13 protein-coding genes and 1 pseudogene are annotated in these 13674 nt (G+C 67.0%); 9 read left to right on the top strand and 5 right to left on the bottom strand.

All coding sequences use genetic code 11. The features are described from left to right. The first annotated feature begins 4 nt into the window (after positions 1-4). Positions 5-1555 (top strand): adenylate/guanylate cyclase domain-containing protein, encoded by a 1551-nt coding sequence (locus BN977_RS18000; RefSeq protein WP_084172617.1) that lies wholly within the window; start codon positions 5-7, stop codon positions 1553-1555. A gap of 14 nt (positions 1556-1569) precedes the next feature. Next, a complete protein-coding gene (locus BN977_RS17995) occupies positions 1570-2697 on the top strand; it encodes an epoxide hydrolase family protein (protein WP_084172616.1) in 1128 nt (375 codons plus the stop codon). Between the two features lie 4 nt (positions 2698-2701). Here the strand turns inward: BN977_RS17995 and BN977_RS17990 are convergent, their stop codons facing one another. After that, a complete protein-coding gene (locus tag BN977_RS17990) occupies positions 2702-4141 on the bottom strand; it encodes a purine-cytosine permease family protein (RefSeq protein WP_051561616.1) in 1440 nt (479 codons plus the stop codon). A 308-nt stretch (positions 4142-4449) separates the two neighbouring features. Between BN977_RS17990 and BN977_RS17985 the strand changes: the two genes are divergently transcribed. The 4 genes from BN977_RS17985 to BN977_RS17970 are packed head-to-tail and all read left to right on the top strand — an operon-like array spanning position 4450 to position 8546. Further along, on the top strand, positions 4450-5565 hold the full coding sequence (locus BN977_RS17985) for an ABC transporter ATP-binding protein (protein WP_024454902.1): 1116 nt from the start codon (positions 4450-4452) through the stop codon (positions 5563-5565). Between the two features lie 56 nt (positions 5566-5621). Next, a complete protein-coding gene (locus BN977_RS17980) occupies positions 5622-6812 on the top strand; it encodes a polyamine ABC transporter substrate-binding protein (RefSeq protein WP_036399982.1) in 1191 nt (396 codons plus the stop codon). A 31-nt stretch (positions 6813-6843) separates the two neighbouring features. After that, complete coding sequence (locus BN977_RS17975) at positions 6844-7719, top strand: ABC transporter permease (protein WP_024454900.1); 876 nt, start codon at positions 6844-6846, stop codon at positions 7717-7719. Next, complete coding sequence (locus BN977_RS17970) at positions 7716-8546, top strand: ABC transporter permease (RefSeq protein WP_036399979.1); 831 nt, start codon at positions 7716-7718, stop codon at positions 8544-8546. Before BN977_RS17975 ends, BN977_RS17970 begins: the two co-directional genes overlap by 4 nt. Positions 8547-8623: 77 nt before the next feature. Here BN977_RS17970 and BN977_RS17965 read toward each other — a convergent pair whose 3' ends face one another. Then, positions 8624-8974: a hypothetical protein gene (locus BN977_RS17965; RefSeq protein ID WP_024454898.1), complete on the bottom strand. Its 351-nt coding sequence runs from the start codon at positions 8972-8974 to the stop codon at positions 8624-8626. Positions 8975-9077: 103 nt separating this feature from the next. After that, a complete protein-coding gene (locus BN977_RS17960; RefSeq protein ID WP_024454897.1) occupies positions 9078-9950 on the bottom strand; it encodes an EamA family transporter in 873 nt (290 codons plus the stop codon). Between the two features lie 99 nt (positions 9951-10049). On the opposite strand from BN977_RS17960, the gene BN977_RS17955 reads away from it, so the two are divergent. Then, on the top strand, positions 10050-10523 hold the full coding sequence (locus BN977_RS17955) for an RDD family protein (protein ID WP_036399975.1): 474 nt from the start codon (positions 10050-10052) through the stop codon (positions 10521-10523). A 57-nt stretch (positions 10524-10580) separates the two neighbouring features. Here the strand turns inward: BN977_RS17955 and BN977_RS17950 are convergent, their stop codons facing one another. Beyond that, the gene (locus BN977_RS17950) at positions 10581-10973 is read right to left on the bottom strand and encodes a heme-binding protein (protein WP_024454895.1); all 393 of its coding nucleotides are present in this window, start codon (positions 10971-10973) and stop codon (positions 10581-10583) included. Between the two features lie 284 nt (positions 10974-11257). Here BN977_RS17950 and BN977_RS17945 point away from each other — a divergent pair, with 284 nt between their 5' ends. Together BN977_RS17945 and BN977_RS31990 are read left to right on the top strand one after the other, a co-directional pair. Beyond that, entirely contained in the window at positions 11258-11800 is a 543-nt protein-coding gene (locus BN977_RS17945; RefSeq protein ID WP_036399972.1) for a cysteine hydrolase family protein, read from the top strand. Between the two features lie 70 nt (positions 11801-11870). Continuing rightward, positions 11871-12824, top strand: a pseudogene (locus tag BN977_RS31990) (alpha/beta hydrolase); the annotation flags it as partial. A 5-nt stretch (positions 12825-12829) separates the two neighbouring features. On the opposite strand, the gene BN977_RS17930 reads toward BN977_RS31990, so the two are convergent. Continuing rightward, positions 12830-13639, bottom strand: coding sequence for an acyl-CoA thioesterase domain-containing protein (locus tag BN977_RS17930; RefSeq protein ID WP_036400458.1), 810 nt, complete (start codon positions 13637-13639; stop codon positions 12830-12832). Positions 13640-13674 lie beyond the last annotated feature (35 nt).

Below are 13674 nucleotides of genomic sequence, written 5' to 3'. Positions count from 1 at the left end.
AATGATGCATGGGGTCACCGGTGATCCGGGCCCGTCGTTCGCCGATGCAGATGACCGATCGGTGAGACGCGGGAATGCGCTGTCGCGCAGTGAAACCCGTTTCGTTTCCGGTTTGGTGTCGGCGCATCTGCTGACCACCGCGGAAGTGGTCGCAATCCTGGTGTCCCTGAGCCGGCAGACCCTGAGCGGGGCGCTGCCCTTGGTCACCCCGACCAATCTGCTGACCCTGCTGGTGGTGGTGTCCCTGGGCACCGGTGCCGCCGCGGTGGGTGGACACCGCATCATCGCGCCGGCGCTGCGTTGGTACGAGGCGGGCATCGAGCCCGACGCCGGGCAGCGCCGCGCGGCCATCAACATGATCAGGCACCAGTCGATGCTGTTGCTGGCCATCTGGCTGGTGGGCGGGGTGGTGTTCATCGTCGTGAACCGGGCCGCCGGGTGGGCGCCGATGGTGCTCGTCGGGTTGTCCGTGCTGTTCGGCGGCATCTCCACGGTGAGCAGCAGCCTGCTGTTCACCCAGCGTGTCACGCGGCCGTTGGTCGCTGCTGCCACAAGGGAATTCGAGAGTCGCACCACCGCACCGGGGGTGCAGGCGCGGTTGCTGCTGATGTGGACGCTCACCACCGCACTGCCCAGCGTGACCATCGCCCTGCTCGTCGTCTGCCGTGCCAACGGCTGGTTCATCCCCCGCAACGCCTCGGTGGACGTACCGGTCGTGCTGCTGTCGCTGGTCGCGGTGTTTCTCGGGGTGCGCTCGCTGATCCTGGTCTCCATCTCCATCTCGGATCCATTGCGGGAGATCATCGACGCCATGGCCGACGTCGAACAGGGCCGCATGGGCAAGCAGGTCGATGTCTACGAGCAGTCCGAGATCGGGCGGCTGCAAAGCGGATTCAACCGCATGGTCGCGGGGCTGCGGGAGCGTGACCGGTTACGCGAGCTGTTCGGCCACCATGTCGGCCCGGACGTCGTGAGCTTGGCCATCGATATGGCCGGTGCGGACGAGGACGTGCTCTCGGGCGATGTCCGGGAGGTTGCGGTGCTGTTCGTCGACGTGACCGGCTCGACGCAGCTGGCCATGAATCGCACCCCGGCCGAGGTGGCCGAGGTGCTCAACGTCTTCTTCCGCATCGTGGTGGCCGCCGTCGACGCGCACGACGGGCTGATCAACAAGTTCCAAGGTGACGCGGCACTGGCCGTTTTCGGTGCACCGATCCCCTCCCTGGCCGCCGCGTCGGCGGCACTGGCCACCGCTCGCGACCTGGCGGCGGGGCTGCGCCGGCAAGAGCTCGACTACGGGGTCGGCGTGTCGGCCGGCCCCGTCTTCGCGGGCAATATCGGGGCGGAGAACCGGTACGAGTACACCGTCATCGGCGATCCGGTGAACGAAGCCGCCCGGCTCGCCGACGCCGCCAAGACCACCACCGAGCGCATCGCGAGTTCGGGTGCGGTGGTGGCCCGCGCCGACGATGCCGAGCGCCGGTGCTGGACCCCGCATGAGCACATCGTGCTGCGCGGGCGGGCCGAACCGACGCAGGTGTTCGTGCCACGATGAGCAGCGTGAGTGAGATCCGGCCCTTCCGCATCGCGGTGCCCGATGACGACCTCGACGATCTGCGGCGCCGGCTGGCCGCCACCCGCTGGCCGGAGCCCGAATGCGTCGACGACTGGAGTCAGGGCATCCCCCTGGCCTACACCCGGGAACTGGCTCGGTACTGGGCGCAGGACTATGACTGGCGAGCGCGCGAGACCGCACTCAACCGCTTCACCCAGTTCGTCACCGAGATCGACGGCCTCGACATCCACTTCATCCATCAGCGCTCACCGCACGCCGGCGCGCTGCCGTTGCTCATGACGCACGGCTGGCCGGGGTCGGTGGTGGAGTTCCACAAGGTGATCGGCCCACTGACCGATCCCACCGCGCACGGCGGCCGCGCCGAGGACGCCTTCCACGTGGTGTGCCCGTCGCTGCCCGGCTACGGCTTCTCCGGTAAGCCGACCTCGACCGGCTGGGGTGTGCCGAAGATCGCCGAAACCTGGGACACGCTGATGCGCCGGCTGGGCTACGACCGCTACGGCGCGCAGGGCGGGGACTGGGGCGCGGCGGTGACCACGCAGATCGGGCGCAACAGCTCTAACGGGTGCATGGCCATCCACCTCAACATGCCGCTCGGGCGTCCGCCGGCGGCCAGCCTGGAAGCGCCCACCGAAGAGGACCTCGCGGCGCTCGCCGCGCTCAAGGAACACCGCAAATGGGGCACCGGCTACTCCAAGCAACAGTCCACCCGGCCGCAGACGCTGGGCTACGGCCTGGTCGACTCACCGGTGGCCCAGCTCGCGTGGATCACCGAGAAGTTCTGGGCGTGGTCCGACTGCGACGGCCACCCCGAGAACGTCCTGACGCGCGACGAGCTGCTCGACAACGTGATGCTCTACTGGATCACCGGCAGCGGCGCCTCGTCGGCGCGGCTGTACTGGGAGAGCTTCACCAGTTTCGGGGCCGGCGAGCGTGTCGAACTGCCCACCGGGATCGCGGCTTTCCCGAAGGAGATCTCGCGCGCCCCACGCAGCTGGTGCGAGGACGGCTACAACATCACCCACTGGACCACCATGCCGCGTGGTGGCCACTTTGCCGCCTTCGAGCAGCCCGAACTGTTCGTGGCCGATGTCAGGAGCTTTTTCGCGACCGTCCGCTGAATCGTCAGCGGGCTGGGGGCACCTCCCGCTTGCGGGGGAGAGCGAAGCGACCGGGGGATGTGGCGAGCCGGTAGCCGCCGTAGAGCACCGCCGCGACGGCGAAGTTCACGAAGTAGGCGATATCGGCACCGTGCCAGGCGACGGCGATCGGTCCCTGCAGCAGGGTGGTGTTCATGAACGGGATGGCCGCCGCGTAGGAGACGACGAACACCACCAGCGCGGCCAGCGCGTCGCGACGGCCGGTCGGCTCGGTGGTGACGTCGACGGCGACTGTGGTGCGGCCCCTGGTACGCAGTCGCCAGTCGATGACGACGATGGCGACGAACGCCGGGATCCAGTAACTGACGAGCAGCAGCACGTTCTGGAATCGGGTGGCGGTGTCGCCGCCGTGCAGCCACAGGATGAGCGCGAACGCCACCGCGGTGACCAGCGCGGCCGAGTACGGCCGGCGCACCCGCACGCCCATGGTCTGCAGGGCCAGCGATCCGCTGTAGTCGTTCATCACCCCGGATCCGATCGAGGCCAGCGCGATGATCAGCAACGCCAGCGCGCCGATGACGCCGCCGCCCATCACGTCGCGGACCCCGGCGGCGGTTTGGTCACCGATCACGCCGGCCGCCGCGATACCGATGGCCTGGACGAACACATAGGCGAGCACGACACCGCCGAAGGTGTAGCCGAACACCTTCGGTCGGGACGACTGCGCGGGCAGGTAGCGGCTGAAGTCCGCGGCATAGCTCGCCCACGAGATGGACAGGCTGAGCGCGATGGTCACCTCGAGGACGAACGCACCGGCCAGATCGGGGCCGGCGACCGTCGCCGCCGTCACCACGTCATGGCCGGCCACCAGCTTGACCGCGAACACCACGAAGGTCACCAACAGCACCACCGTGAGGACGGCTTGCAGACGGTGGATCAGTTCGTAGCCGAAGAATCCGACGGCGCCCTGGACGGCCAGCACGATCAGCACCGCGGCCCAGAACGGGATGCCCAGCAGCACGGACAACGCCTCGCCACCGAACAGCCCGACCAGGGCGTCCCAGGCGATCGACGACAGCCACTGCAGGGCGGCGGGCAGGGCGACGCCGGGTCCGAACGCCAGCCGTGAGGCCGGAAGCTGCGCGGTGCCGGTGCGCGGACCCCAGGTCGAGAGATAGCCGACCACCAGCCCGCCGAGCACGGTGCCGATGATCATCGCGATCAGGCCGAGCCAGAATCCCAGCCCCAGGGTGATGGCCAGGGTCCCGGTGAACACCCCCGTCATGTTGACCTGCGGGGCAAACCACACGGTGAACAGCCGCGCCGGGGTGCCGTAGCGCCGGTCGGCCGGCACCGGGGCGATGCCGTGCGTCTCGACCGACAGATCGCCGGCGCCGCTGGGCGTGCGGCCGGTGAACGGTTCGGCGTCGAGTCCCCGGAACGTGCCTGTGGTCCCACTTGTCATGCGACCATTCGATCACGGTCGAGACAGCGGCCTGACGCCTCACCACCGATGACGGGGTTTGAACCCATCGGGGCGGCGGATTCTGCCGATATTTGGCATCTTGCCTATGGATTCCATTGTCTGAATGTAAATTCGTTGCGGAATCGCTTGCGAAGACCCCGACGATGGACCAAGGTTGAGAGCGCATCGAACATGACGCTGAGGGAGGACGGGCCCTGACCGGCACAAATATCACCGCCGCTGGCAACGCGACGGGAGAGGACGGAGCCGCCATCAAGAAGGTGGCCCCGGTCATCGAGATCGACCACGTGACGAAGCGCTTCGACGACTACGTCGCGGTGGCCGATGCCGACTTCACCATCGGTTCCGGGGAGTTCTTCTCCATGCTGGGCCCGTCGGGTTGCGGTAAGACCACGACGCTGCGGATGATCGCGGGATTCGAGACGCCGACCTCCGGGGCGATCCGCCTCGAGGGCGTCGATGTCTCCACGGTCCCGCCGCACAAGCGCAACGTGAACACCGTCTTCCAGCACTACGCGCTGTTCCCGCACATGACGGTGTGGGACAACGTGGCCTACGGGCCGCGCAGCCGCAAGAAGTCCGAGCGCAAAGACGCGGCGCAGATCAAGCGCTCGGTCGACGAGATCCTGGAGATCGTGCGGCTCACCGATTTCGCCAAGCGCAAGCCCGGCCAGCTCTCCGGCGGCCAGCAGCAACGGGTGGCACTGGCCCGCGCCCTGGTCAACTACCCCAGCGCGTTGCTGCTCGACGAACCGCTGGGCGCGCTCGATCTCAAACTGCGCCACGCCATGCAGTTCGAACTCAAACGCATCCAACGCGAGGTCGGGATCACCTTCATCTACGTGACCCACGACCAAGAGGAAGCGCTGACGATGAGTGACCGCATCGCGGTCATGAACGCCGGCAACGTCGAGCAGATCGGCTCCCCCACCGAGATCTATGACCGGCCCTCGACGGTGTTCGTGGCCGGGTTCATCGGGCAGGCCAACCTCTGGTCGGGACGCCAGACCGGGCGGGCCAACCGTGATTTCGTCGAGATCGAGGTGCTCGGGTCCACGCTGAAGTCCCGCCCGGGCGACACCGCCATCGAGTCCGGTGGGCAGGCCACGCTGATGATCCGGCCCGAACGGGTCCGGGTGTCCACCGAAGCGCCCACCGGCGACGTGGTCTCGGTGCTGACCACGGTGCGCGATATGACCTTCCAGGGTCCGGTGGTGCGGCTGGCCGTGGTGGCCCCCGACGAATCGGTGGTCGTCGCCCACGTCGGCCCCGAACAGAATCTGCCGCTGCTGCGGCCCGGTGACCAGGTGTACGTCAGCTGGACGCCGGAGTCCTCGCTGGTGCTGCCCGCCGCCGACATCCCGACCACCGAGGACCTCGAGGAGATGCTCGACGACTCGTAAACCGGTCGCGAGTTCTCCTGTCCCCCAACCTGATCAGATTTCACGAAAGGTCCCGCATGTCCAACGAGATCGACCCTCGCCTGTTCTCGCGTCTGGCCGCCAACCGGACCAGCCGGCGGCGCTTCATCGGCGGCGGTGCGGCCGCGGCCGCGGCGGCGATCCTGGGCCCGTCCTTCCTGGCGGCCTGCGGCTCCAACGGCGGCGGCAGCTCGGCGCCGAGCAGCACCACCCAGGACAGCGGCCCGGCCTCGGGCACGCTGCGGATCTCGAACTGGCCGCTGTACATGGCCGACGGTTTCGTCGCGGAGTTCCAGAAGGCGACCGGCATCACGGTCGACTACAAGGAGGACTTCAACGACAACGAGCAGTGGTTCGCCAAGGTCAAGGAGCCGCTGTCGCGCAAGCAGGACATCGGCGCGGACCTGGTGGTGCCCACGCAGTTCATGGCGCTGCGACTCAAGGGTCTGAACTGGCTCAACGAGATCAGCGAGGCCGGCGTCCCCAACCGCAAGAACCTGCGTTCCGACCTGCTCAACGCCTCGGGCGATCCCGGCCGTAAATACACCGCGCCGTACATGACCGGCATGGTCGGCCTGGCCTACAACAAGGCCGCCACCAAGCGCGACATCACCAAGATCGACGATCTGTGGGATCCGGCGTTCAAGGGCCGGGTCAGCCTGTTCTCCGACGTGCAGGACGCCCTCGGCATGATCATGCAGGCCCAGGGCAACTCGCCGGAGAACCCGACCACCGAGACGGTGACCAAGGCCGTGGATCTGGTGCGGGAGCAGAAGGACAAGGGCCAGATCCGCCGCTTCACCGGCAACGACTACTCCGACGACCTCGCGGCCGGCAATATCGCCATCGCGCAAGCCTATTCGGGTGACGTCGTCCAGTTGCAGGCCGACAACCCCGATCTCAAGTTCATCGTCCCGGAGTCCGGTGGCGACTGGTTCATCGACACCCAGGTGATCCCGTACACCACCCAGAATCAGAAGGCCGCCGAGGCGTGGATCAACTACGTCTACGACCGCGCCAACTACGCCAAGCTGGTCGCGTTCACGCAGTACGTGCCGGTGCTCTCGGATATGACCGACGAACTGAACAAGATCGACCCGAAGCTGGGCGCCAACCCCCTGATCAACCCGCCGGCCGACGTGCAGGCGCGGTTGAAGAGCTGGGCGGCGTTGACCGACGAGCAGACGCAGGAGTTCAACAACCTGTACGCCGCGGTCACCGGCGGCTGAGCGGATGGTCGTGCAGAGGAGAGCAGCATAGATGGCTGGTGTCGCTACCAGTAGCAGGCAGCGCAGCAAGATCGCACCGTACCTGATGATCTTGCCCGGGCTGGCTTATCTCGCGGTGTTCTTTGTGGTGCCGCTGTTTTCGCTGGCGCGCACGTCGCTGTCCAGTTCGGGTGGATCGGTGTACCTGCCGACGCTGACCTTCGACTGGAACGTCGGCAACTTCGGCAAGGCGTTCGAGCTGTATCAGGACCAGATCCTGCGCTCGTTCGGGTATGCGGCCGTCGCGACGGTGGTCTGCCTGTTGCTGGCGTTCCCGTTGGCGTATGTGATCGCTTTCAAGGCAGGCAGATTCAAGAACCTGATCCTGGGTTTGGTGATCCTGCCGTTCTTCGTCACCTTCCTGATCCGGACCTTGGCCTGGAAAACCATCCTGGCCGACGATGGCTGGGTGGTCGGGCTGCTCAACACCATCGGTCTGCTGCCCAGTGAGGGCCGGCTGCTCTCGACCAGTTGGGCGGTGATCGGCGGTCTGATCTACAACTGGATCATCTTCATGATCCTGCCGTTGTACGTCAGCCTGGAAAAGATCGACCCACGACTGCTGGAAGCGTCCCGCGACCTGTACTCCTCGGGAACCCGCAGCTTCGGCAAGGTCATCCTGCCGTTGTCGCTGCCCGGGGTGCTGGCCGGCAGCATGCTCGTGTTCATCCCGGCCGTCGGCGATTTCATCAACGCCGACTACCTGGGCAGCACCCAGACCACGATGATCGGCAACGTCATCCAGAAACAGTTCCTGGTGGTCAAGGACTACCCCGTCGCCGCCGCACTCAGCCTCGGGCTGATGGTGCTGATCCTGATCGGCGTGCTGCTCTACACCCGCGCGCTCGGCACGGAGGACCTGGTATGACGACCACCCTCGAACCGTCGGTGGTCAAATCCGTTCGGGCCCGCCCGAAATGGGGAGACCTGGTGCTGCGGATCGTCGCCGGGCTGGTGTTGTTGTACCTGTTCCTGCCGATCTTCGTGATCGTGCTGTTCTCGTTCAACCACCCGGCGGGCAAGTTCAACTACAGCTGGCAGGGATTCACCCTGGACAACTGGCTGCACCCGTTCAAATACCCCGCCCTGGTGGACGCCCTCAAACTCAGTCTCAACGTGGCGTTCGTGTCCACGTTGATCGCGTTGGTGCTCGGCACGCTGATCGCGATCGCCTTGGTACGCCAGCGCTTCCGCGGCAGCAAAGCGGTCGACACCTTCATGGTGCTGCCGCTGACCGCCCCCGAGGTGGTGATGGGCGCCTCGCTGCTGACGTTGTTCCTCGACCTGCACTGGGCCGCGGGCTACACCACCATCGTCATCGCGCACGTGGCGTTCGAGGTCAGCTTCATCGCCATGACCGTCCGGGCCCGGGTACGCGGTTTCGACTGGACCCTGGAAGACGCGTCGATGGACCTGGGCGCCAGCCCCACCCGGACCTTCTTCAAGGTGACCCTGCCGCTGATCGTGCCCGGAATCATCGCGGCGGGCATGCTGTCCTTCGCGCTCTCGCTCGACGACTTCATCATCACCTACTTCGTCAGCGGCTCCACCGTGACCTACCCGCTCTACGTCAACGCGGCGGTGAAGGCCGCTGTGCCACCACAGATCAACGTGCTGGCCACCGCCATCCTGGTGATCAGCCTGATCCTGCTCGGCGTCGGAACGCTCTACCGCCGCAAGCGCATCGAGGCCTGACGTTTCTTCGGCGAGCGTGCGCGTTCGCACACCGACACGCCGTCACACGTGTGCAAATGCGCACGCTCGCCGAAGATTCAGCTCAACGTCGCCGTGACCGAGACGGCTCCCCTGGCGTCCCGGGTTGCCACCGCATGCGCGGGACGGTCGGCGCCGTCGAGGCCGAGGAACACCAACGGTGCGCCCTCCCCGGTGAAATTGCGCCACCAGTTCTTCTTGTCCGGCAGGGCGACCGCGACGGTGACGGTGTCACCGGAGCGTCGGTAGCCGACCGGCAGCTCGACGGTCCGGCCGGACTTGCGGCCCTGATACCGGATGACGACGGTGCCGCGGCGCAGCAGGCCGCCCACCACCGGTGCGTGCATCAGCGCGACGAAGCCGGTGTTGAAGGCGCGGACGAACGAGGACGCGGAGAAATACTGAGCCATTCCTCCGAGGGTATCGGCGCTGCACTCGGTCGGCGAGCGGCCCCGTTTGTACGCCTGACACGGAGTGTCGGTGTACAAACACGGCCGCTCGCCTGAAAAACCGTCACGTCATGGCTTCGGCGGGGACCGGTGGGGCGGACCGGGCGCCGGAGCGGGCGGCGCCGACCCCGGCCGCGACGACGGCGATGATGCCCAGCACGGCAGGCGGCGCCGGCACCTGGTGCAGGATGATCAGCCCCATCAGCATCGCGAAGGCCGGCTCCAGGCTCATCAGCGTGCCGAACGACGCCGTGGTGAGCCGGCGCAGCGCCAGCAGTTCCAGCGCGAACGGGATGACCGGCAGCAGGATGGCCAGGCCGACCCCGATCAACAGGATCTCGGGGGTGACCCGGCCGAACACCGTCGGACCTGCGACGGCGGTCGCCACCAGGCCCGCCACCGGCATGGACACCGCCAGGCCGGTGATGCCGGCCACCGCGTCGCCCACCCTTTGGGTCAAGAGGATGTACAGCCCCCAGCACACCGCCGAACCCAGCGCATACAGCACGCCCACCGGGTCGACCGATCCGGTCCACGGCTCGGTCAACAGCAGCACCCCGACGGCCGCCAGTCCGGGCCACAGCAGCCGGTGCCGGCCGGAGCCCTTGGCCACCGCGACGCCGAGTGGCCCGAGGAATTCCAGCGCACTGGCGATTCCCAGCGGGATCCGGGCCAGGGCCATCATGAACAGCAGGGTGATACCGGCGGTGACCACTCCGAGCACGACGCACGTCGCGAAGGCCGATCGGCTGAACGCCGAGGGTCGAGGCCGGACCAGGACCAGCATCAACACACCGGCCCACATCAGGCGCAACCAGGCGGTGCCCTCGGCGCCGATATCGTCGATGAGCCCGACCGCGATCGCGGCACCGAGCTGGACCGAGCACATTGCGGCGATTGCCATGAGGGCGCCGTCCCGGGCGGTTGAGGTGGTCACCCCTGCATTGAACGGCAGCCGGAATGTTCATGTCCACGTGATATTTGCGGACATATCGTTCGCTGAACTCAAACAATCGTTTATGCGTAGATTGGCGCCATGACCACTGGTGATCTCGGACCGCAGCCATGGCGGTCGCCGGCCCCCACACCCGCCGTTGCCGGCAATCTCGGCCGGCGCTTCTTCGCACGCGTCATCGACGGTGTCATCGTCAACGTTGCCAGCGTCTTTGCCGTGGTGTCACTCGACGGGTTGTCCAATATCCTTGTCACCGGCCTGTTTTCGGGCCTGCTGACATTCGTCTACTTCGTGGCGTTCGAGGTGGCGGTCGGCTGGACGCCGGGCAAGAAGTTGTTGGGGCTCGAGGTCCGCGGCCCGCATGGCCGCCCGCATCCCGACCTGAAACAGTCGGCGATCCGCAATTCGTTCACCCTGCTGGCGATGATCCCGTACCTGGGTTGGCTGCTGGCCTTCATCGCCTACGTGCTCATCGCGGTGTCGATCAAGAACAGTCCATGGCGCCAAGGCACGCACGACGATCTGGCCGGTGGCACGCAGGTCGTCAGAACCTGATGTGAGCACGGTGGCGTCGGCCACCCGGATGTGGGTGGCCGACGCGACCGAGTGTCGTCAGCCGGCCATGAATTCGCTGTAGGCCGAAGCTAATTCGGGTGAGAGCACCTGCGTGTTGCACGCACGCTGCTTGTCGCCGATCGGCGCGAGGATGCCACGCAGGTCGTAGTACTCCTGCGGGTTGGCGTTGAAGTAGGCCCGGATGTTCGCCGAGGCCACGTCCCGCGGTTGGGTGTAGATGGCGGACACCGCCTGGTTGGCGCCCGGATGGGCGTTCAGGTAGCCCTGCGCGGCACCGGTGGTCTGCTGCACCGTCGCGTCCAGCGCTGGGCGGCTGCAATCGACCGGTGCGGCCGAGGCCGTCGGCGCCAGGGTGGCCGCGCCCGCGCTGAGCAGGCTTCCCGCGGCCAGCGCGACGATGGTCATTCGGGGATTCGGCATGAAGCTCATGATGACTGGGTGTTCCTTCGAGTCGTTCAGATGTGGTTTACCCGACCCGGATTCCACCGTACGTGACCATCGAAACCCGTCGAGAACCCGCGAACTCGCTTGTCGGCCCACCGTTTCGAGCGTTACAGCCGGGGGCCGTGAGATGGCTCGCATTTTCGCCGGCACTGCTGAGGAGCCGCCTAGAACCCCGCGGAATTCCTGAACAATTCTCAAGGTTGCGCCCGAATTCTTAACCGATCGTGACAGAAGGCGTGACCCAATCGTTATGCGGGTACCCAGCCCAGATGAGTGATTGCGCCCTGCTGGTCGTCGACATGTTCAACGACTACCGGCACGAAGACGCCGGCGCGCTGGCCGCCAATGTCGCGCCCATCGTGACGCCGCTGGCCGATTTGGCCGACCGCGCCCGCGACCACGACGGAGTGGACCTCGTTTACGTCAACGACAACCGCGGGGACTTCACCGCGAGCACCGACGACATCGTGCGCGGCGCGGTGGACGGTCAGCGCCCCGACCTGGTCAAGCCACTGGTACCGGCGCCCGAATCGCTGTTCGTGGCGAAGGTGCGCCACAGCGTCTTCTATGCCACACCGCTGGACTACCTGCTGCAGCGACTGGGCACCAAGACGGTCATCCTCACCGGCCAAGTCACCGAACAATGCATCCTGTACAGCGCACTCGACGCCTACGTCCGGCACTTCGACATCGTGATACCCGCCGATGCGGTGGCCCACATCGACGCGGATCTCGGGCGGGCAGCGCTGGACATGATGCAACGCAATATGCGGGCCACCGTCACGGATTGTTCGAACTGCCTGCCGGATTGAGATTCGTCGCGCGTTTAACCCACGGCCACAAGGGTATTCCCGCCGCACGTCGAGGCAGGAGTTGATCAACATGGTGGCGCCAGTGCGCAGCGGGATCCGGATTCACACGTCCAGGAGCCCGCAATCGGTCGCGATCGGCGCGTGGTGCCGGGTTTTCGTGAAGAACGCGGTGCGGCTGTGGGCGTTGCACCCCGATCTGGGCTGGCCGATGGGTTCCATCGATCGGATCGCCGGACTGCTGCCGCAGCCGATATCCGCGGTGACCCAACGCATCACCCTGCCGAACTGCCGCGCCGAGTTGATCGGCACCGGCGGTTCCGGCCGCCGTGCCATCCTCTACCTGCACGGTGGCGCCTTCCTCACCTGCGGGCTGAACACCCACCGATCGTTGGTGGCACGGTTGGCCAAGGCCGCCGATGCCGAGGTGCTCAACGTCGCCTATCGCATGCTGCCCGCCCACGGTTTGGCGTCGGCGGTCGACGACGCCCTCGACGGCATGGACTGGCTGCGGCAGCGTGGCTACCGACCGGACGAGATCGTCATCGCCGGCGACTCGGCCGGCGGGTATCTGGCCCTGGCCACCACGCTGGAACTGATCCGGCGCGGCCGGCCGGGCCCCGCCGGGGTGGCCGCGATCTCACCGCTGACCGACCTGGACCCCGAACGCAAGCTGGCTCGTCGCGGCGCAGGCAGCTGTGCCATGTTCCCGCTGCGGGCGCTGTCGATGTTCGCCAGGGCGGTGCGCCGCGGAGGGATGACGCTGCCCGCCGAGGACGGCCGGGAGGTACTCTCGCCGGCCGACGCCGACCTGTCGGACATGCCGCCGGTGGCGATCCACGCCAGCATGAGCGAAATACTGCTCCCCGACGCGGAATTGATGTTCCGGCGGCTGGTGGAGGCGGGTACGCCGTGCGATCTGCACTTGTGGCACGGGCAGATTCACGACTTTCCGCTCGCCGCCGACGTGTTGCCGGAGGGCAGGCACGCCATCGGCCATCTCGGCGAATTCACCAAGAACGTCACCCGATCTCAGCGGGTCCGTTCGGGAAACGGGTCGTTGGCGAAGTCGATCTGCGCGCCCGGGTTGGCGACGGCGGTCACCATGCCGGTACCGACCGGCCCGGCACTGTCGAAGAGGGTCGACGTCCCCACCGAGATGCCGTCCGAGGTCCAGTGCGAGTCGGCCTGAACGCCGATCCACTCGTCGCGGGGCAGCCGCGACAACGCCACGGTCAGGTCGCCGTTGATGTAACCGACGCCCGCCGTGCCGAGATTGGTGACCAGGCTGGTGCCCTCGGCGGCCATGGCGGCACGCACGAACGGTGAGTTACGGTCGCCCTCCACGACGTCGATGGTCCGGTTGACGAAACGTTTGCGCGAGGTGTTCTGGTGATCGGCGATGGCCCCCGTCCAACCGACGTCATCGCTGCCGATGCCGATCCCCCTGGCGTCGTCCCGGTCGACCGGGCCCGGGAAGCTCGTCGCGGGCACCCATTCCCGGCCGCGCGGCGGCTCCGAGAGGCGGTATTGCACCATGATCGCGCGGACCACCGTCACGCCGTCCTGAATCAGCTCGCACTCGGCGTTGCGGACCCGGTGACCGTCGCGGACCAGGGCGAGCTTGGCGGTGGTCGGCACGCCCCGAGCGACCTTGAACAGGTCCACCGTCAGCCTGGCCGGCAGGAATTCCGGGTGGCCGAACGCCTCCTCGAGCGTCCGGGCCACCAGACCGACCAGGGCTGGCCCGTTCAGGTGGTCGGCACCCCAGTGGCTCTGTGCGTACTCGGTGGGCAGGAAGGTGCCCTGCTCGATCTGGCTGAAATGAAACGGACGTGCCATGGGCGCATCGTCGCACAGCAGCGGGGTCGTGCCGG

The organism is Mycolicibacterium cosmeticum, assembly GCF_000613185.1.
Lineage (GTDB): Bacteria > Actinomycetota > Actinomycetes > Mycobacteriales > Mycobacteriaceae > Mycobacterium > Mycobacterium cosmeticum.
This window is presented reverse-complemented; position numbering and strand designations above follow the sequence as displayed.

Coding starts and splice junctions, on each gene's coding strand:
- BN977_RS17965 (WP_024454898.1), bottom strand. CDS start 8,974: ATGGCTCAGTATTTCTCCGCGTCCTCGTTCGTCCGCGCCTTCAACACC.
- BN977_RS17950 (WP_024454895.1), bottom strand. CDS start 10,973: ATGAGCTTCATGCCGAATCCCCGAATGACCATCGTCGCGCTGGCCGCG.
- BN977_RS17975 (WP_024454900.1), top strand. CDS start 6,844: ATGGCTGGTGTCGCTACCAGTAGCAGGCAGCGCAGCAAGATCGCACCG.
- BN977_RS17990 (WP_051561616.1), bottom strand. CDS start 4,141: ATGACAAGTGGGACCACAGGCACGTTCCGGGGACTCGACGCCGAACCG.
- BN977_RS18000 (WP_084172617.1), top strand. CDS start 5: ATGCATGGGGTCACCGGTGATCCGGGCCCGTCGTTCGCCGATGCAGAT.
- BN977_RS17980 (WP_036399982.1), top strand. CDS start 5,622: ATGTCCAACGAGATCGACCCTCGCCTGTTCTCGCGTCTGGCCGCCAAC.
- BN977_RS17970 (WP_036399979.1), top strand. CDS start 7,716: ATGACGACCACCCTCGAACCGTCGGTGGTCAAATCCGTTCGGGCCCGC.
- BN977_RS17930 (WP_036400458.1), bottom strand. CDS start 13,639: ATGGCACGTCCGTTTCATTTCAGCCAGATCGAGCAGGGCACCTTCCTG.
- BN977_RS17945 (WP_036399972.1), top strand. CDS start 11,258: ATGAGTGATTGCGCCCTGCTGGTCGTCGACATGTTCAACGACTACCGG.
- BN977_RS17955 (WP_036399975.1), top strand. CDS start 10,050: ATGACCACTGGTGATCTCGGACCGCAGCCATGGCGGTCGCCGGCCCCC.